At 60.0% G+C, this 19,424-nt stretch carries 15 protein-coding genes and 1 pseudogene; 8 read left to right on the top strand and 8 right to left on the bottom strand.

Going from position 1 to position 19,424, the window contains the following annotated elements:
• Positions 1–140: 140 nt before the first annotated feature.
• Positions 141–1,361, bottom strand: coding sequence for an MFS transporter (locus ACVWSC_RS25445; RefSeq protein WP_442109903.1), 1,221 nt, complete (start codon positions 1,359–1,361; stop codon positions 141–143).
• A 357-nt stretch (positions 1,362–1,718) separates the two neighbouring features.
• On the opposite strand from ACVWSC_RS25445, the gene ACVWSC_RS25440 reads away from it, so the two are divergent.
• From ACVWSC_RS25440 to ACVWSC_RS25430, 3 genes are read left to right on the top strand one after another with little or no spacing between them, the layout of a single operon-like run.
• The gene (locus ACVWSC_RS25440; RefSeq protein ID WP_442109901.1) at positions 1,719–3,158 is read left to right on the top strand and encodes a cytochrome ubiquinol oxidase subunit I; all 1,440 of its coding nucleotides are present in this window, start codon (positions 1,719–1,721) and stop codon (positions 3,156–3,158) included.
• Positions 3,159–3,161: 3 nt separating this feature from the next.
• Entirely contained in the window at positions 3,162–4,169 is a 1,008-nt protein-coding gene (gene cydB, locus ACVWSC_RS25435; protein ID WP_442109899.1) for a cytochrome d ubiquinol oxidase subunit II, read from the top strand.
• Positions 4,170–4,181: 12 nt separating this feature from the next.
• Complete coding sequence (locus ACVWSC_RS25430; RefSeq protein WP_442109897.1) at positions 4,182–4,337, top strand: DUF2474 domain-containing protein; 156 nt, start codon at positions 4,182–4,184, stop codon at positions 4,335–4,337.
• 65 nt (positions 4,338–4,402) lie between these two features.
• Here the strand turns inward: ACVWSC_RS25430 and ACVWSC_RS25425 are convergent, their stop codons facing one another.
• Positions 4,403–5,527 carry a methyltransferase gene (locus ACVWSC_RS25425; protein WP_442109895.1) on the bottom strand — a complete coding sequence of 375 codons (1,125 nt, stop codon included), beginning with the start codon at positions 5,525–5,527 and terminating at the stop codon, positions 4,403–4,405.
• 87 nt (positions 5,528–5,614) lie between these two features.
• Positions 5,615–6,322 carry a LuxR family transcriptional regulator gene (locus tag ACVWSC_RS25420; RefSeq protein ID WP_442109893.1) on the bottom strand — a complete coding sequence of 236 codons (708 nt, stop codon included), beginning with the start codon at positions 6,320–6,322 and terminating at the stop codon, positions 5,615–5,617.
• 230 nt (positions 6,323–6,552) lie between these two features.
• On the opposite strand from ACVWSC_RS25420, the gene ACVWSC_RS25415 reads away from it, so the two are divergent.
• Positions 6,553–7,329: a ferredoxin--NADP reductase gene (locus tag ACVWSC_RS25415; protein ID WP_442109891.1), complete on the top strand. Its 777-nt coding sequence runs from the start codon at positions 6,553–6,555 to the stop codon at positions 7,327–7,329.
• A 52-nt stretch (positions 7,330–7,381) separates the two neighbouring features.
• Here ACVWSC_RS25415 and mscL read toward each other — a convergent pair whose 3' ends face one another.
• Entirely contained in the window at positions 7,382–7,795 is a 414-nt protein-coding gene (gene mscL, locus ACVWSC_RS25410; protein WP_442109889.1) for a large-conductance mechanosensitive channel protein MscL, read from the bottom strand.
• 174 nt (positions 7,796–7,969) lie between these two features.
• On the opposite strand from mscL, the gene radA reads away from it, so the two are divergent.
• Positions 7,970–9,337: a DNA repair protein RadA gene (gene radA / locus ACVWSC_RS25405; protein WP_442109887.1), complete on the top strand. Its 1,368-nt coding sequence runs from the start codon at positions 7,970–7,972 to the stop codon at positions 9,335–9,337.
• A gap of 82 nt (positions 9,338–9,419) precedes the next feature.
• On the opposite strand, the gene ACVWSC_RS25400 is transcribed toward radA, so the two are convergent.
• Both ACVWSC_RS25400 and ACVWSC_RS25395 read right to left on the bottom strand, forming a co-directional pair.
• The gene (locus ACVWSC_RS25400) at positions 9,420–10,940 is read right to left on the bottom strand and encodes a nucleobase:cation symporter-2 family protein (RefSeq protein WP_442109885.1); all 1,521 of its coding nucleotides are present in this window, start codon (positions 10,938–10,940) and stop codon (positions 9,420–9,422) included.
• 262 nt (positions 10,941–11,202) lie between these two features.
• Positions 11,203–11,568: a PilZ domain-containing protein gene (locus tag ACVWSC_RS25395; protein WP_442109883.1), complete on the bottom strand. Its 366-nt coding sequence runs from the start codon at positions 11,566–11,568 to the stop codon at positions 11,203–11,205.
• 182 nt (positions 11,569–11,750) lie between these two features.
• Between ACVWSC_RS25395 and ACVWSC_RS25390 the strand changes: the two genes are divergently transcribed.
• The 3 genes from ACVWSC_RS25390 to yjiA all read left to right on the top strand — a co-directional run bounded on the left by ACVWSC_RS25390 (position 11,751) and on the right by yjiA (position 15,099).
• A complete protein-coding gene (locus ACVWSC_RS25390) occupies positions 11,751–13,817 on the top strand; it encodes a carbon starvation CstA family protein (protein ID WP_442109881.1) in 2,067 nt (688 codons plus the stop codon).
• Positions 13,818–13,835: 18 nt separating this feature from the next.
• The gene (locus ACVWSC_RS25385; RefSeq protein ID WP_028944033.1) at positions 13,836–14,033 is read left to right on the top strand and encodes a YbdD/YjiX family protein; all 198 of its coding nucleotides are present in this window, start codon (positions 13,836–13,838) and stop codon (positions 14,031–14,033) included.
• A 103-nt stretch (positions 14,034–14,136) separates the two neighbouring features.
• Positions 14,137–15,099, top strand: a complete 963-nt coding sequence (yjiA, locus tag ACVWSC_RS25380) for a GTPase (protein WP_442109879.1) — start codon at positions 14,137–14,139, stop codon at positions 15,097–15,099.
• A 54-nt stretch (positions 15,100–15,153) separates the two neighbouring features.
• On the opposite strand, the gene glyA is transcribed toward yjiA, so the two are convergent.
• Positions 15,154–16,407, bottom strand: a complete 1,254-nt coding sequence (gene glyA / locus ACVWSC_RS25375; protein WP_442109877.1) for a serine hydroxymethyltransferase — start codon at positions 16,405–16,407, stop codon at positions 15,154–15,156.
• A gap of 177 nt (positions 16,408–16,584) precedes the next feature.
• Positions 16,585–19,413: pseudogene (locus ACVWSC_RS25370) on the bottom strand (sensor domain-containing protein); the annotation flags it as partial.
• Positions 19,414–19,424: the final 11 nt, after the last annotated feature.

Below are 19,424 nucleotides of genomic sequence, written 5' to 3'. Positions count from 1 at the left end.
ATCATACCAGCATGCTCGTCATTGCACGATCATGGTGGGAGCGGTGGTGCGGCGATCCGACTTGTACCGCGATTGCGACTCGTCAGTCATACCGCTTCGCGGGGCAAGCCCGCTCCCACAATGCCTTACACGACAGTTTTTCAGCGGTTGTGCAGGTGATCGCGCTGCGCCAGGCTTGGGAACAGCTTAATCCACACCCCGGTTACCACCAGCGTCCCGACCCCGCCCAGCAACACCGCTGGTACCGTGCCGAACCAATGCGCGGTCAACCCCGACTCGAACTCGCCCAGCTGGTTCGACGCGCCAATGAACAAGCCATTCACCGCACTGACCCGGCCACGCATTTCATCCGGCGTCTCCAGCTGCACGAAAGCGCCGCGAATGACCATGCTGATCATGTCGGCCGCGCCGAGCACGGCCAGCACCGCGAGGGAGAACCAGAACGAGGTCGACAGGCCGAAGGCGATAGTGGCCACACCAAAGATGCCGACCGCAGTGAACATCACCCGGCCCACCTTGCGCTCGACCGGGAAGCGCGCCAGCCACAGCGACATCAACAGCGCGCCGACTGCCGGTGCCGAACGCAGCAGGCCCAGGCCCCAGGGGCCGGTGAGCAGGATGTCTTTGGCGAATACCGGCAACAAGGCAGTAGCACCGCCGAGCAGCACGGCGAACAGGTCCAGGGAAATGGCGCCGAGGATGTCCGGGCGACTGCGGATAAAGCGTATTCCGGCCAATAGCGAGTCGAGGCTGGCGCGCCCTTGTTGCGGCACTTGTGGTCGGACATTGAGGCTCAGGGTCAGGATGCAGGCGGTGACATACAACGCCACGGTCGGGCCATAGACCCACACACTGCCAAAAGCATAGAGAAAGCCTCCCACGGCGGGGGCGACGATGGTGGCCGCTTGCATGGCCGACGCCGAGGCCGCCACGGCGCGTGGAAACAACGAAGATGGCACCACATTCGGCAGCAGTGCTTGGGTCGCTGGCATTTCGAACGAGCGGGTGCTGCCGAGCAGAAAAGCCAGGATGAAAATCAGCTCGCGGCTGATGTTGTCAGTGCTGCTGCCCACCACTAGGGCCAGGGCGATCAGGGCCTGGGCACTCTGGCAGATGGCGGCGATGCGACGGCGGTCATAGCGGTCGGCAACATGCCCGGTGTGCAGCATGAACAGTACCCGTGGAGCGAACTCCACCAGGCCGACCAGGCCCAGATCGAGGACATTACCCGTCAGTTGGTACAGGTGCCAGCCAATCGCCACGGTCAGCATCTGAAAGCCGCTGGCCGTACAGACCCGGGCCAGCCAGAAGGCGAGGAAAGGGCGGTGGTGACGCAAAAGCAGCGGCGCAGGGGCTGACATTGGCGGAACAGAGCCTTGGCGAGGGAAACAGTGGAGCAGATTACCACTAGTTTGTAACAACTAGTTGCCAGGTCACCCCCGGGCGCGAATGAGTGCACCATTTTGGGGCGCCAAAAAATCAACGGAACTGATCTGCGGCAATCAACCACACAACCTCGCGGGCCTTTCAGGACTATCCTTTTCAAGCAGCCGTTGATCTGGATCAATAGTTTCATTTGCAACGGTTGGGCCTAACGGCCGAATTCCCTGCGTTGTGAAGTTTTAGAACAACTCCAACTAGCCGCACTGAACTACCGTGGGGGCAGTTGGCGCCAAGGTGCATCGCCTGACGCCGGATTACCTGACAGAGGAAGCACTATGTTCGGATTAGAGGCTCTAGATCTCGCCCGAATCCAGTTTGCATTTACCGTGTCCTTTCACATCCTGTTTCCAGCCATCACCATTGGCCTGGCAAGTTACCTGGCTGTGCTTGAGGGGTTGTGGCTCAAAACCAACAACAGCGTCTACCGTGACCTTTACCATTTCTGGTCGAAAATCTTTGCCGTCAACTTCGGTATGGGCGTGGTCTCCGGCCTGGTCATGGCCTATCAATTCGGCACTAACTGGAGCAAGTTCTCCGACTTTGCCGGTTCTATCACCGGGCCACTTCTGACGTATGAAGTGCTTACCGCTTTCTTCCTCGAAGCCGGTTTCCTGGGTGTCATGCTCTTTGGTTGGAACCGCGTAGGCCGTGGCCTGCACTTTTTCGCAACCGTCATGGTTGCCATCGGTACGATCATTTCCACCTTCTGGATTCTTGCCTCCAACAGCTGGATGCAGACCCCGCAGGGCTACGAGATCGTCAACGGCGTCGTCGTCCCTGTTGACTGGTTCGCGGTGATCTTCAACCCTTCGTTCCCGTATCGCCTGATGCATATGGCGACGGCGGCGTTCGTTGCCACGGCGTTCTTCGTCGGCGCATCGGCGGCCTGGCACTTGCTGCGTGGCCGTGACAACCCGGCGATTCGCAAAATGCTCTCGATGGCCATGTGGATGGCCCTGATCGTCGCGCCGATTCAGGCAGTGATTGGTGACTTCCACGGCTTGAACACCCTCAAGCATCAGCCGGTGAAAATCGCGGCGATCGAAGGCCACTGGGAGAATGTCGGTGACGAGCCGACCCCGCTGATCCTGTTCGGCATTCCTGACATGGAAGCTGAAACCACTCACTTCAAACTGGAAATTCCGGCACTCGGAAGCTTGATCCTGACCCATAGCCTGGACAAGCAAGTACCGGCGATGAAGGAGTTCCCGAAGGAAGATCGGCCTAACTCCACCGTGGTGTTCTGGTCGTTCCGGATCATGGTCGGTCTGGGCATGCTGATGATCTTTGTCGGTTTGTGGAGTGTCTGGCTGCGCATGCGCGACAAACTCTACAGCTCGCGTCCTTTCCTCTACCTGACCTTGTGGATGGGGCCTTCTGGCCTGATTGCGATCCTCGCAGGCTGGTTCACCACTGAAGTCGGGCGTCAGCCTTGGGTGGTCTATGGCGTGATGCGTACCGCCGATGGTGTTTCGAACCACAGCTATGTCCAGTTGGGCGTGACGCTGGTGATGTTCGTGGTGGTCTATTTCGCCCTGTTCGGTGCGGGCCTGGGTTACATGATGCGCCTGGTGCGCAAAGGGCCAAAAACCGGCGAGGGTAAAGAAACCATCAAGGGAGGGCCTGGTCAGCACCGTACACCTGCGCGACCGTTGTCGGCTGCCGATGACGATCACGATGACGGCGAACACACCAGCCTGAACAAGGGGAACTGAGTCATGGGTATTGATCTTCCACTGATCTGGGCCGTGATCATTATCTTCGGCATCATGATGTACGTGGTCATGGATGGCTTTGACCTGGGGATTGGCATTCTCTTCCCCTTCGTCAAAGGCGAGCAGGACCGTGACGTGATGATGAACACCGTCGCACCGGTCTGGGACGGTAATGAAACCTGGCTGGTGCTAGGCGGGGCGGCGCTGTTCGGCGCCTTCCCGCTGGCCTATGCCGTGGTGCTGTCGGCACTCTACCTGCCATTGATGCTGATGCTGGTCGGTTTGATTTTCCGCGGCGTGGCGTTCGAGTTTCGCTTCAAGGCCACGGCCGAGAAACGTCACCTGTGGGACAAAGCGTTCATCGGTGGTTCGTTGGCTGCCACTTTCTTCCAGGGCGTGGCGCTGGGTGCCTTCATCGAAGGCTTCAAGGTGGTCGACCGCAGCTACGCCGGGGGAGCCTTTGACTGGCTGACGCCATTCAGTCTGTTCTGTGGGCTGGGGCTGATCGTTGCCTACGCCTTGCTCGGCTGCACCTGGCTGATCATGAAAACCGAAGGCAAGCTGCAACTGCAAATGCATGACCTGGCCCGTCCTCTGGCCCTGGTGCTGCTGGCAGTGACCGGTATCGTCAGCATCTGGACACCGCTGGCGCACCCGGAAATCGCTACGCGCTGGTTCACCCTGCCTAACCTGTTCTGGTTCCTGCCGGTGCCGATCCTGGTGCTGGTGACGCTGTACGGTTTGCTGCGGGCGGTGGCACGTAATGCACACTACACCCCGTTTCTGCTGACCCTGGCACTGATCTTCCTTGGCTACAGTGGCCTTGGCATCAGCTTGTGGCCGAACATCATCCCGCCATCGATCTCGATCTGGGATGCTGCGGCGCCGCCGCAAAGTCTGGGCTTTATGCTGGTGGGGGCACTGTTCATCATTCCGTTCATCCTTGGCTACACCTTCTGGAGCTACTACGTGTTCCGCGGCAAGGTGACCCACGAGGATGGCTATCACTAGGAGTGCCTGGCGATGAATAGCAAAGACAGTTTTGAAGAAGAGAAGAAGCCGCTCTTGCATCGTTTGGGCTGGCTGGCCGTTATCTGGGCTGGCAGCGTCACGGCGCTGGGGATTGTGGCCTGGTTGATGCGCATGTTCATGGCAGCCGCTGGGTTGAGCACGCCTTAGCAACTGATCGCGGGGCAAGCCCGCTCCTACCGGTAGGAGCGGGCTTGCCCCGCGATTTTTTTACATCACTTACGCGCCTTGAGCACCACGAACTTGGGCGTTGCCGCAACCTGCTCAACCCCACGAAACAGTCGTGCCAGTTTGCTGTGGTAGCCCAGGTGGCGGTTACCGACGATATACAGCGCCCCACCCACCACCAGTGCCTCGCGGGCCTGCTGGAACATGCGCCAGGCGAGGAAGTCGCCAACTACCTGCTGTTGGTGGAACGGCGGATTGCACAGCACCACGTCCAGCGACTGCGCCGGTTGACCGGCCAGGCCATCGTCAGCGCGGATGCTGACCGCACGATCACCCAGCGCCGCCTGCCAGTTCTCCTGCGCTGATTGCGCCGCCATATACGACTCATCGACCAGGGTGTACTGCGCCTGCGGGTTGTTCAGTGCGCTGACAATCGCCAGCACGCCGTTGCCGCAACCCAGATCGGCTACCCGGGCGCTGCCCAGGTTACCGGGCAGGTGCGGGAGAAACGCCCGAGTACCGATGTCCAGGCCTTCGCGGCAGAACACGTTGGCATGATTGAGCAATTCCAGGCGCGGTGCGTCGAGCGCGTAGCGCGTGGGGTAGGGGGAGCTGAACGGGCCTTTGTCCTGCGCCGTGGCAATCAGCAGGCGGGCTTTTTTCTGCGCCAGCGATGCCTGGACCGGGCCGATGTACTTTTCCAGCAAATCACCAGCGGCACGCGGCAGGTGCTTGATCATTGCCCCGGCGATCACCTGGGCGCCGGGCGCCAGATGTGGCTGCAGGCGGATCAGTTGTTCCTCCAGCAAGGCCAGGGTCTTGGGCACGCGCACCAGCACACGGTCGAACGGCCCTTGCCAGTGGCTGCTGGCAGGAATGAACGGTACCGCGTCGAAGGCCTGGCCGTTACGTACCAGGTTTTTCTCCAGTGCCAGGCGGGCCAAGTGCGAGTCGCCGCTGCTGCTGACCTGCACATGACGGCTCAAGCTGATGCCCAGGGCCCCGAAGCTGTCGTTGAGTACCAGTACGCGGGCGCTGGGGGCTGGTGACTGTTCTGCCAGGTGTTCCAACAGGTATTCGTCGGCGGCGTCGAACGCTTGCAGGGGATCGTTGGCTTGCTCGGGCTGGCGAAGCAGGTCGAGTTCGGCAAAAGGGCTGGTCAACAAGGGCATGGCAAAAGGCTCTGAGGCAGGGGCGCGCGGCGCCGTTGGCCACGCATTACAGGGGCATGATTCTACAGGGCTTTGACGGGCAGGGGGTTATTCCAGAAGGCCGTTCTTGGCAGCGATGGCAATGGCGCCGGCTTTGTTGCTGCAGCCGAGCTTGTTAATGATGCTGCGAATGTGAAAATTCACCGTGCTTTGCGAGAGGGTGAGGATGCAGGAGATGTCGGCAGCGGTTTTGCCGGCTGCTGACCATTTCAGCACTTCGGTTTCACGGGCAGACAGGCGCACCGAAAGGGGAGGCGGCGCGGGTTGGCGACCCAGTATCAGCGTATGCAGCAGGTTACACAGCCACATGATCTGCCCAGCAGCTTTATGAAACTCTTGGGTTTCTATCGGCCTGTGGCTACGTGCCACGCTCAGGATGCTTTCGTTGTGGCGCAGGTCGTGAGCCGATTGGCTCCAGCCATAACGCAGCCCATTGAGCTGGGCCTGCTGCCAGAATTCGGGCGTCTCTCGAAACACCTCATCGTCCCAAAGTATCGGCAGCATCGATTGACGGCAATGGGCGACGGTCGGGTCAATGCTCAGGTAATTGCAGCGCTCGTAGCGCTCATTCCAGGCGGCAGGGTAGTTGTTGTAAGACTTGAACTGCGCTTGCGTGGCTGCTTGAGGTGCGCGCAGCGTAAAGGAAAAAAACTCCATGCCCAGTTGTGCTGCCAGAGACGCCACCACCTCGAACATCCGTTGTTCATCCGTTTCGCTGCGTAATTGTTGCAGCTGCTCTTGCTTCCAGTCGCGCATGGCGTCACACCTCCCTGTGAAGACAATCTAGGATCCAAGATAGTGAAGGGCAGTGTAGGAAATACCCGAGTGCCTTGCTGAGTTTTTCGTAACAAGCAGTTGTCTTTGATGCCGAACGGTACTTTGTCAGATGTGTGCAGTTGAGCATCAGGTGATGCCACTACAATCCAGCGGTGTTTATCCAGGCGCGTTTGGGCGACACTGGGCGCATCTGTTCTTTGGAGTAAGTCATGACTGCCAGCGCTGAAAAGTTCACTCGCCAGACGTTACTCGACGTCCAGCCGCTGACCCCCAGCCTGTTCAGCTTGCGTACCACCCGCGATTCGGGGTTTCGCTTTCGTTCCGGCCAGTTCGCGCGCTTGGGTGTCACCAAGGCCGATGGCAGTGTGGTGTGGCGCGCCTACTCGATGGTGTCGGCGCCGCATGACGAACACCTGGACTTCTTTTCTATTGTGGTGCCGGGCGGGGAGTTCACCAGCGAGCTGAGCCGACTGAGGGAAGGTGACAGCTTGCTGATCGACCGTCAGGCCTTTGGTTTTCTGACGCTGGATCGATTTGCCGACGGCCGGGACCTGTGGTTGTTGGCGACCGGCACCGGTATCGCACCGTTCGTCTCGATCCTTCAGGATTTTGAAGCCTGGGAACGTTTCGCGTCGATCAAGCTGGTGTATTCGGTGCGAGAGGCGAAAGAGCTGGCGTATCTGGACCTGATCGCCGGTCTTGAGCAGCGCGACTATCTGGCTGAATTCGCTGGCAAGTTGCAGTTCATTCCCGTGGTTACGCGTGAGCAGTATCCGGGCGCGCTGAATGAGCGCATCACCACGCTGATCGAGAATGGTGAACTTGAGCGCGCCGCCGGCTTGGCACTGACACCGGAGCACTCGCGGGTAATGCTCTGCGGTAATCCACAGATGATTGACGACACGCGCCAGGTGCTCAAGCAGCGTGGGCTGAACCTGAGCCTGAGCCGCCGCCCTGGGCAGGTAGCGGTGGAAAACTACTGGTAAGTCGACTGGGCAAAACAAAAACGGCGCCAGGGGCGCCGTTTTTGTTTTGGATTCAGGGCTGCCGGTTCTGCGCCTTGAGCAGGTCGCGGATCTCGGTGAGCAGGACTTCTTCTTTAGTTGGCGCAGGTGGCGTTTCAGGGGCGGCTGCTTCTTCGCGCTTGAGGCGGTTGATGGCCTTGACGCCCATGAAGATCGCGAAGGCGACAATGACGAAGTCCAGTACCGTCTGGATGAACTTGCCGTAGGCCAGCACCACCGCCGGTATATCACCTTCGGCCGCCTTGAGCGTGATCGCCAGGTCACTGAAATCCACACCGCCAATCAACAGGCCGATTGGCGGCATGATCACGTCACCTACGAAAGATGAAACGATTTTGCCAAAGGCGGCGCCGATGATGATACCGACGGCCATGTCGACCACATTCCCTTTGACCGCGAAGGCCTTGAATTCACTGAGCACGCCCATGGTTTATTCCTTGTAACAGATGAGTTTGGTCAACCCAGTGTAATTCAGCTACGCGCTTCATGCTCTGCGCTGCTGCTTTGCGCTGTAGTTAGATCGAATAGTTTTGTGCGTTTCAGTGGCGGTCGCGGCCACCGAGGTCGGCTATCATGCTCACTTTTTCCGAGGACCGTCCCCATGGCCAAGGCCAAGCGCATGTACGGCTGCACTGAGTGCGGCGCGACCTTTCCGAAATGGGCCGGGCAGTGCGGCGAATGCGGTGCCTGGAACACCCTGGTGGAGACTGTGCTGGAAAGTGGCGGCGCTGCACCGCCTAGCGGGCGCACCGGCTGGGCTGGCCAGCAGGCGCAGATCAAGACCCTGGCCGAAGTCAGCGTCGAAGAAATTCCCCGCTTCACCACCGCCAGCGCCGAGCTGGACCGGGTGTTGGGTGGCGGTCTGGTCGATGGCTCGGTGGTGCTGATCGGTGGCGACCCTGGTATCGGTAAATCGACCATCCTGTTGCAGACGCTGTGTGCAATTGCCACGCGTATGCCAGCTTTATATGTCACCGGCGAAGAGTCCCAGCAGCAGGTTGCCATGCGCGCCCGACGCCTGGGCCTGCCACAGGATCAATTGCGGGTGATGACCGAAACCTGTATCGAGGCGATCATCGCCACTGCGCGGGTAGAGAAACCCAAGGTCATGGTCATCGACTCGATCCAGACCATCTTCACCGAACAGCTTCAGTCGGCCCCCGGTGGCGTGTCGCAGGTGCGTGAAAGCGCCGCATTGCTGGTGCGTTACGCCAAGCAGAGCGGCACGGCGATCTTCCTGGTTGGTCACGTGACCAAAGAAGGTGCGCTGGCCGGCCCGCGGGTGCTCGAGCATATGGTCGATACAGTGCTGTATTTCGAGGGTGAGTCCGATGGTCGGCTGCGCTTGCTGCGCGCGGTGAAAAACCGTTTTGGAGCGGTCAATGAGTTGGGCGTGTTCGGCATGACCGACCGTGGCCTCAAGGAAGTCTCCAACCCCTCGGCAATCTTTCTTACCCGGGCTCAGGAAGAGGTGCCCGGCAGTGTGGTCATGGCCACCTGGGAAGGCACTCGACCGATGCTGGTCGAGGTGCAGGCGCTGGTTGACGACAGCCACTTGTCCAACCCTCGGCGGGTAACCCTCGGCCTGGACCAGAACCGTCTGGCCATGCTGCTGGCGGTGCTGCACCGCCACGGCGGCATTCCGACCCATGACCAGGACGTATTCCTCAACGTCGTGGGCGGGGTGAAAGTGCTGGAGACGGCCTCTGACCTGGCGTTGATGGCGGCGATCATGTCCAGCTTGCGTAATCGCCCGCTGGATAACGGCCTGCTGGTATTCGGTGAGGTGGGATTGTCGGGCGAGGTGCGCCCTGTGCCCAGTGGTCAGGAGCGCCTGAAAGAGGCGGCCAAGCATGGCTTCAAGCGGGCCATCGTGCCCAAAGGCAATGCCCCCAAGGAAGCCCCGGCGGGGCTACAGGTGATTGCCGTGACGCGTCTTGAACAAGCCTTGGATGCCTTGTTCGAGTAGGGGCGGCTGTAGGAGCGGGCTTGCCCCGCGATGCGATGTGGCTGATACATCGCTATCGCGGGGAAGCCCGCTCCTACACTGATCAGTGTTCCGAGACAGCGGCGCGTCGTGTCGGTGGCTCGCCATGCTCACCTTCGGTCATCACCGGTACCTCTTTGCCTTCGGCGTTGAACAGCTTGCCATCTTCGAAATAGTCGCCGTCACGCAGGGCGGAGATATCCGAGTAGTGAATGGTGCGCTCATAGGCGGCAGCAAAGACCGATTGTTGATCGGAGTTGCCGGCGGTGAAGTGGTTGAACACCAGGTTGAGGACAATGGCCATGATCGCCGCCGAGCTGATGCCGGAGTGGAAAATGGTCTCGAACCAGTTAGGGAACTGCGCGTAGAAGTTTGGCGCGGCGATCGGGATCATGCCAAAGCCCAGCGAAGCGGCGACGATGATCAGGTTGACGTTGTTCTTGTAGCTGACCTTGGACAGGGTGCGGATACCGCTCGCGGCCACCGTACCGAACAGCACGATACCAGCACCACCGAGTACCGAAGTCGGTACGGCAGCAATTACCCGGCCCATGATCGGCAGCAGGCCGAGCACCACCAGAATGACCCCGCCTGTCGCTACCACGTAGCGGCTCTTGACCCCGGTGACGGCAACCAGGCCGACGTTCTGGGCGAATGCGCTCTGGGTGAAGGAACCGAAGATAGGGGCCAGGATGCTCGACGCCATGTCAGCGCGCAGGCCGTTGCCCAGGCGTTTGGAGTCGACTTTGGTGTCGATGATCTCACCGACGGCGAGGATGTCTGCCGAGGTTTCCACCAGGGTCACCATGATCACGATGCACATCGACAGAATTGCGGCGATGTGGAAGGTCGGCATACCGAAGTGGAAAGGTGATGGCATTGCCACCAGCGGGCCGTCGAGGACTTTGCTGAAGTCAGCCATGCCCAGCGACCAGGCAATCAGGGTACCGATGACCATGGCCAGCAGAATCGACAGGCGCGAGATGGTGGCGCTGCCCAGCTTGCTGAGGATCAGCACGATCGCGAAGGTCAGAGCGGCCAGGCCGATGTTGGCCATGCTGCCGAAGTCCGGCGCCTTGCTGTTGCCGCCCATCACCCAGCGTGCCGCAACCGGCATCAGGGTCAGGCCGATGGTGGTGATGACGATACCGGTGACCAGTGGCGGGAAGAATTTGGTGATCCGTGAGAACACCGGTGTGATCAGAAAGCCGATCAGCGATGCGGCCATTACCGCGCCCAATACCCCAGGCAAACCGCCACCGCCTTCACTGCTGAGGATCGCGCCCATGGTCGCGACCCCGGCAAACGAAACCCCTTGCACCAACGGCAACTGACAACCAAACCACGGCAGACCAAGGGTTTGTAACAGGGTTGCCAAACCACCGGCAAACAACGATGCGGCAATCAACAGGCCAATGTCCGCCGACGTCAGGCCAGCTGCCTGGCCGAGAATCAGTGGCACGGCGACGATGCCGCCATACATGGTCAGAACATGTTGCAGGCCGTACGCCAGGTTGGCACCTAGGCCCAGGTTCTCGTCTTCAGGACGTGACGCTGAAGACGTGCTAGGGGAGGACGTATTCATGGGGCGGGTCTCTGTTTATTGTTGTGTCGCTACTGTAGACAAGTCCTACATCTGAATGCCAGAACAATTGTATACAATTTTTTGATTTGCGTAGGAACAGTCCTACTAAGGTCTTGGGTCAAGGGTTGGATGCAGTTTCTGTTCCAACGGCCGAGCGCAAGCACCACAGGGCCTCTTGCAGGCACTGTGGTCTCGAAGGGGAAAGCTGTCTGACTGGACAGGAAAGAAAGCGAGGGGCGGGTAGTTAGGAAGCTAAGAGTTTCTAAACTTCGATCAGTTCGTGGAACTCGCGCTCCAGTTCAGTGCGATCGGCCAGGTTCAGCTCTATAAGGCGGCACAAATGTTCCAGGGAGTGCAGGTCAATGTGCTGGCAGATGAAGCCGAGCTGTTGCTCATCCACATGCCGCAGTTGCACCTGCATTTGCACCTCGGCATCCGCATTCAGATGAATCACGGCATCGAACAATTGCTCGGGATCTGCATCCCAGGGTTCGGGTGATTCGATCAATATGCCTTTCAGTGAAATGTCCAGCAGGTTGACTGGCCAGCGCTGTTCGCCCTGCACCAGTTCGGTGGGCGCATCGAAGGGAACACGTTTGAAGCGTCGACGTTCTGGATGGTCGCTCATGTTCGGGCACTCCGGGGTTCTTCCTGACTATAGCTCAGCACTTGCCAAGCTCCGCACAAGGGCGCATAACGAGCTTTGTTCAACCCGCGTTAGAGGCTCTAGACCAACGTGGGGGGTGGTCTTTCCTGTCAGTATCGCTAGACTCGAAAGGCTGTCTTTTATCCACTAGCTGGAAGCAAACCATGAACAACAATAATAGCCTGCTACGCCACATTCCGTGGCTGGCGCTGGCAGTCATAGGAGCCTGTGCGCTGGGTGTGGTCGCCCTGCGCCGTGGCGAGGCCATCAACGCCTTGTGGATCGTCGTCGCATCGGTGGCCATCTACCTGGTCGCCTATCGCTACTACAGCCTGTTCATCGCCACCAAGGTGATGCAGCTGGACCCGCGTCGGGCTACCCCGGCGGTGCTCAACAATGATGGTCTGGACTATGTGCCGACCAACAAACACATCCTTTTCGGTCACCACTTTGCCGCAATTGCCGGTGCAGGCCCCCTGGTCGGGCCGGTGCTGGCTGCGCAGATGGGCTACCTGCCCGGTACGCTCTGGCTGATTGCCGGTGTGGTGCTGGCGGGTGCGGTGCAGGACTTCATGGTCCTGTTCATGTCCACCCGCCGCAACGGTCGTTCGCTGGGTGACATGGTCCGCGAAGAAATGGGCCGGATTCCCGGCACCATTGCCCTGTTCGGCTGCTTCCTGATCATGATCATCATCCTCGCGGTGTTGGCGCTGATCGTGGTCAAGGCCCTGGCCGAGAGCCCGTGGGGGATGTTCACGGTGATGGCGACCATCCCGATCGCGATGTTCATGGGCATTTACATGCGCTACATCCGTCCGGGCCGTATCGGTGAAATCTCGATTATCGGTGTGGTGCTGTTGCTGGCGTCGATCTGGCTGGGTGGCGTGGTTGCCGCCGATCCGGTGTGGGGCCCGGCGTTCACCTTCACTGGCGTGCAGATCACCTGGATGCTGGTGGGTTACGGCTTTGTCGCCGCAGTGCTGCCGGTGTGGCTGGTACTGGCACCACGTGACTACCTGTCGACCTTCCTCAAGATCGGCACCATCGTTGGCCTGGCCATCGGTATCCTGATCATCGCTCCCGAGCTGAAAATGCCGGCGCTGACCCAGTTCACCGACGGTACCGGTCCGGTCTGGAAGGGTACGCTGTTCCCGTTCCTGTTCATCACCATTGCCTGTGGCGCGGTGTCGGGCTTCCACGCCCTGATCTCCTCGGGTACCACGCCCAAGCTGCTGGATAACGAAACCAACGCCCGTTACATCGGCTACGGCGGCATGCTGATGGAGTCGTTCGTGGCGATCATGGCCATGGTTGCAGCGTCGGTGATCGAGCCAGGCGTCTACTTCGCCATGAACAGCCCGGCGGCAGTGGTCGGTTCTGACGTTGTGGCAGTGGCGCAGACGGTCAGCAGCTGGGGCTTTACCATTACCCCGGATGCACTGGAGGCGGTCGCCCGAGACATCGGCGAGCACACCATCCTGGCCCGTGCCGGTGGTGCCCCGACCTTGGCGGTAGGTATCGCGCAGATCCTGCACCAGGTGCTGCCGGGTGAAAACACCATGGCCTTCTGGTACCACTTTGCGATCCTGTTCGAGGCGCTGTTCATCCTTACTGCAGTGGACGCCGGTACCCGTGCCGGTCGCTTCATGCTCCAGGACTTGTTGGGCAGCTTCATTCCAGCCCTCAAACGTACCGAGAACTGGGGTGCCAACCTGCTCGCCACTGGCGGTTGCGTGGCGCTGTGGGGTTACCTGCTGTACCAGGGCGTGATCGACCCGCTGGGTGGCATCAATACCTTGTGGCCGCTGTTCGGCATCTCCAACCAGATGCTGGCCGGTATCGCCCTGATGCTCGGCACCGTCGTGCTGATCAAAATGAAGCGCCAGCGCTACATGTGGGTCACCCTGCTGCCGGCACTGTGGCTGCTGATCTGCACCACCACCGCGGGCTTCATCAAACTGTTCGATCCAAACCCGGCGGTCGGCTTCCTGGCCCTGGCCAACAAGTATAGCGTGGCGCTTGACGCCGGGCAGGTACTGGCGCCAGCCAAGGACATCGGCCAGATGCAGCATGTGATCTTCAACGCCTACACCAACGCCGGCCTGACGATCCTGTTCCTGATTGTGGTCTTCAGCATTCTGTTCTTTGCACTCAAGGTCGGTTTCGGTGCCCTGGGTAAAAAAGAACGGACTGACAAAGAGTCCCCGTTCCAGGCGCTGCCAGATGCCTAATCGAAGAGGAATGCAGTGATGTTCAACGATCTCGGTCGACTGGGTAAGTACCTGGGGCAGGCAGCCCGCCTGATGGTCGGCATGCCCGACTACGACAACTACGTCGAGCATATGCAGACCAAACACCCGGACAAACCGGTGATGAGCTACGAGGCGTTCTTCCGCGAACGCCAAGAGGCGCGTTACGGTGGCAAGGGTGGGCCTAAGTGCTGTTGATCCTGTGGGAGCCCGGCTAGCCGGGCTCCTCGTAGGCGCGGCGGTGCGGCGACCCGACTTGCCCCGCGACCCCCGCATCAAATTCCAACCGAGGTAACTGCGTTTGCACTCTCCTATTCCCGTAACAGTGCTGAGCGGCTTTCTCGGTGCTGGCAAAACCACGCTGCTCAAACACATCCTCAAGGCTGAGCACGGCCTGAAAATCGCCGTGATCGAGAACGAATTCAGTGACGCTGGCATCGATAGCCAGTTGCTAGGCGATGAACCGGTACAGGTCATGACCCTGGCCAACGGCTGTGTGTGCTGCAGCATACATACCGACCTGACCAAAGCCCTGGTCCTGCTACTGGAACGCCTGGACGCCGGCGAGATTGCCTTCGACCGCCTGGTGATCGAATGCACCGGCCTTGCCGACCCGGCACCGGTAGCTCAGACGTTTTTCATCGATGAAGAGCTGCGCGAGCGCTACCTGCTCGACGGCATCATCACCCTGGTCGATGCGGCGCATGCCGAGCAGCACCTGACCCAAGCCATCGCCCAGGCTCAGGTGGGCTTTGCCGACCGCCTGCTGGTGAGCAAGACCGACCTGGTTGACGCAGACAGTTTTGTGGCGCTGAGCGAGCGCCTTGGGCGAATCAACCGCCGTGCGCCGATTCGGGTGGTCGACCACGGCCGCATCGACCTGGCCGAATTGCTCGATGTGCGCGGTTTCAACCTCAATGCCGACCTTGGGGGCGGCTTGAGTTTGCGTCCCGTCAGCCAGGCCGTTACGCCTGATCGCATTTCCAGCCTGGTGCTACGCACGGAGGCACCGCTGGACATCGACCGCCTCAGCGACTTCATGAACCAGTTGCTCGAAGAGCATGGCAAGCAGCTGTTGCGCTACAAAGGCGTGTTGAACATTGCCGGTGAAGATCGGCGCCTGGTGTTCCAGGGTGTGCTGAAACTCTATGGCTTTGACTGGGATACCGAATGGCAACCCGGTGAGGCGCGCGAAAGCGTGATGGTGTTTATTGCCGACGAATTGCCCGAGGCCAAGATCCGCGAGGGCTTCGCCGCCCTGTAGGAGCAAAAAAAACCCGGCGTAGGCGCCGGGTTTTTTTACATCAAGCGACTGCGATCAGTTGCCGTATACCGGCAGCTTGGCGCAGATGGCCTTGACCTTTTCACGAACAGCGTCGATCACTGCTTCGTTGTTCAGGTCGGCCAGGATGTCGCAGATCCAGCCAGCCAGTTCTTTACACTCAGCCTCTTTGAAGCCGCGAGTGGTGACAGCCGGGGTGCCGAAGCGCAGGCCGGAGGTCACGAACGGGGAACGTGGGTCGTTTGGTACCGAGTTCTTGTTGACGGTGATGAAGGCGCGACCCAGGGCGGCGTCGGCGTCTTTACCGGAGATTTCCTGCTTGATCAGCGACAGCAGGAACAGGTGGTTCTGAGTACCACCGGAAACCACGTCGAAACCACGCTCGATGAACACGCCGGCCATAGCCTGGGCGTTCTTCACGACCTGCTGCTGGTAGGCTTTGAACTCAGGCTGCAGGGCTTCTTTGAAGCAGATTGCCTTGGCGGCAATCACGTGCTCCAGCGGGCCGCCCTGGGCGCCTGGGAATACGGCCGAGTTCAGTTTCTTCTCGATGTCGGCGTTGGCACGGGCCAGGATCAGGCCGCCACGTGGACCGCGCAGGGTCTTGTGGGTAGTGGTGGTAACCACGTCGGCAAATGGCACCGGGTTCGGGTACACGCCTGCAGCGACCAGGCCGGCAACGTGGGCCATGTCGACGAACAGGTAGGCACCGACTTTGTCAGCGATTTCGCGGAAGCGTGGGAAGTCCAGCACCTGCGAGTAGGCCGAGAAACCGGCAACGATCATTTTTGGCTTGTGCTCGACCGCCAGACGCTCGACTTCGTCGTAGTCGATCAGGCCGTTGGCATCGATACCGTACTGAACAGCGTTGTACAGTTTGCCCGAGGAGCTGACGTTGGCACCGTGGGTCAGGTGACCACCGTGGGCCAGGCTCATGCCCAGGATGGTGTCGCCGGCCGACAGCAGGGCCAGGTAAACGGCGCTGTTGGCTTGCGAACCGGCGTGTGGCTGGACGTTGGCGTAGTCGGCGCCGAACAGTTCCTTGGCACGGTCGATAGCCAGTTGCTCAACCACGTCGACGTATTCGCAACCGCCGTAGTAGCGCTTGCCTGGGTAACCTTCGGCGTATTTGTTGGTCAGAACCGAGCCTTGGGCTTCCATGACAGCCGGGCTGGTGTAGTTTTCCGAGGCAATCAGCTCGATGTGCTCTTCCTGACGCTGAGCTTCTTGCTCCATAGCGGCAAAGAGATCGGCGTCGTACTTGGCAATGGTCAAATCACGGCTGAACATGGCGGTCCTCAAGGATCGTGCTGAAATAAGCGCGCATTCTACCTCATCAGCTTTTGTCTGGCATATGAAAGGGCGTCATGTCGCAGACAAGTGGGCTTCATTATGAATGAGAAGGTGAAAGGATCGCGGGGCAAGCCCGCTCCCACCGGACTGTGGGAGCGGGCTTGCCCCGCGATCTCACTCAAACATAAACAGGGTTTCGTTGCTGAACTGGGCCTCGAACTGGTTGGCCGGCATCGGCCGCCCGAACAGATAACCCTGCACCTCATCGCAGCCATGCTCGCGCAGAAACTCGAGTTGCTCGTGGGTTTCCACACCCTCGGCGATAACCGCCAGGTTCAGGCTGTGGGCCATGGCGATGATCGCCCGGGCAATCTGCGCATCCTGTTCGCCTTCGGGCAGGCCGTCGACGAACGTGCGGTCGATCTTCAGTACATCGATGGGGAACTGCTTGAGGTAGTTGAGCGACGAGTAACCGGTGCCGAAGTCATCGACGGCAATACTCAGGCCGAGCTTCTTCAGGCTGTCGAGGATCGCCATGGCTTCGTTGACTTCGCGCATCAGGATACTCTCGGTCAGTTCCAGCTCCAGGCAGGCCGGCGGCAGGCCCGTATCCTTGAGGATAGTGGCGATCCGTGTGCCGAGCTGGCCGTCGGAGAACTGGCGGGCCGAGATGTTCACCGAAACCTTGGGTACCCGGACCTTGGCTTGATGCCATACTTTGAGCTGGCGGCAGGCCTCCTTGAGCACCCAGTCGCCAACATCCACCACCAGGCCCAGCTCTTCGATGACCGGAATGAAGTCGCCCGGTGGCACCAGGCCGCGACGCGGGTGACGCCAGCGCAACAGCGCTTCGGCACCGGTCAGGCGCTTACCGTCACCGCTGAACTGTGGCTGGTAATAAAGAATGAACTCGTTCTGCTCCAGGGCATGGCGCAGGTCGCTTTCCAGCTCCAGGCGTTCCAGGGCGCTGGCGTTCATGTCGGCCTGGTAGAACTGGAAGTTGTTTTTGCCACGCTCTTTGGCGTGGTACATGGCGGTGTCAGCGTTCTTCATCAACTGACTGAGCTCACTGCCATCCTGTGGGCTCAGGGCAATGCCAATACTGGCGGTGACAAAGAACTCGCGGTTTTCCAGCACGAACGGCCGCACCAGGCTACTGAGAATCTGCTCAGCCACATGGATGGCACGGTTCAAGGCCATTTCCCGCGTGGCCCGCGGCTGCAGCAGCAGGGTGAACTCGTCACCGCCCATGCGCGCCACCGTGTCATCGTCATCGACACAATCCAGCAAACGTTCGGCCATGTCTTTGAGCATGCGATCGCCTGCGGCATGGCCGAGGGAGTCGTTGATCGGCTTGAAACGGTCCAGGTCGAGGAACATCAGCACCACCCAGGCTTTCTGCCGCTCGGCCTGTTGCAAGGCGGTATGCAGGCGGTCCTGGAACAGCGTGCGGTTCGGCAGGTGGGTCAGGGCGTCGTAGTAGGCCAGGCGGTGAATCCGTTGTTCACTGGCCTTGCGCTCGCTGATGTCGGTGAAGAAGCACACGTAGCTGGCCAGGTCGCCTTCGTCGTCGAGTACTGCGGTAATGCCGACCCAGGCCGGGTAGTGCTCGCCACTGCGGCGCTTGAGCCAGACTTCACCTTCCCAGGTGCCCCGTTGATTGAGCTGCTTGAGCACGTAGCGCAGGTGGGCTTCCTGATGCTCGTCTACCGTCAGCATGCTGGGCAGTTGGTCGAGTACATCGGCTACGGCATAGCCGCTGACGCGGCTGAACGCTTCGTTGGCCTGAACGATATAGCCGGCCGGGTCGGTGATCAGGATTGCCGAGGTCGAGTGCTCGAAAACCGTGGCCGCCATGCGCAGGTCTTTCTCGGCGCGGCGCTGCTGGCTGATGTCGCGGCCAACCCCGAGGATACCTTCGAAGCGTGCCTGATCGTCCCACACCAGCACCAGACGCAGCTCGATCGGAATCTTGCGGCCATCGGCGCGCAGGCAGTCAAACAGGAACAGTTGATTGGGCAATTGAGTGCGCAGTTGTTCCAGTTGCTCAGGGTTACCCAAGGCCCGATTGACCCGCTCGACCAAATGGTAAATGCCGGTCAACTGCGCCGGGTTGGCAATGGTCGAATGCCAGCCATTGTCGAAGATCCACTGCACCTCGTAGCCCAGCACCGCCTGCACCGATGGGCTGACATAGTTGAGCTCGAGCTGGCTGTTGGTGGAGAAAATAACGTCGCTGATGCTTTCCGCCAGCATGCGGTAACGCTGCTCGCTGTCACGCAGTGACTCACTGGCTTCGATCTGGTCGGTGACGTCCTTGCCCAAACCGATAATGCGCGTCACTACACCATTGCTGTCGCGGGTCAGGGCTTGTTCACGAATGTCGAAACGCCGCCAGCGTTGATCCTGATGGCGAAAGCGCAACTGGCAATGCAGTTGCTCGACGCAGCCGGAGCCAAGCAGTTGCTGACGAACTTGACGGTACTGTTGAGCATCGTCCGGGTGCAGGAGGATCTCCCAGAAACGTTCGCCCATCTGTGCCAGTTGCGTACGGTCGTAACCCAGGGTGTAGCCGAGGTTGCGATTGCTGAAGAGCATTTGTTTGCTTTGCACATCTTGCACATACAACTGGTCGGGCACGGTACGCACGACGTTCGACCAGAAGCTTTCGCGCTCCAGCAACGACAGCTCGACCTGCTTGCGGCTGGTGATGTCGCTGATGCTCAGAATGACCGCTTCGGAATCACGACACTGTTCAGGGAACTTCACCATCAGCCACAGGTGCAGGTCCTGGCCGCCTGCAACCGGCAGGAGCACCTCGAGTTCCAGCTGCTGCTGGTTGTCCAGCACCGCTTCGAGCAACTGCACACCAATGCCTTCGATACCGGCTTCGCTACCCTCGACCAAGCAACGCCAGGCGTCGTCGCAGCAATTGACCCCAAGCAGTTGCAGGGCTACCTGGTTGACCTCGGTCACCTTCAGCTCTTGCAACAAGGTACGGCGCAGCGCGCGAT

It is taken from the genome of Pseudomonas sp. NUPR-002 (genome assembly GCF_056322725.1).
This window is presented reverse-complemented; position numbering and strand designations above follow the sequence as displayed.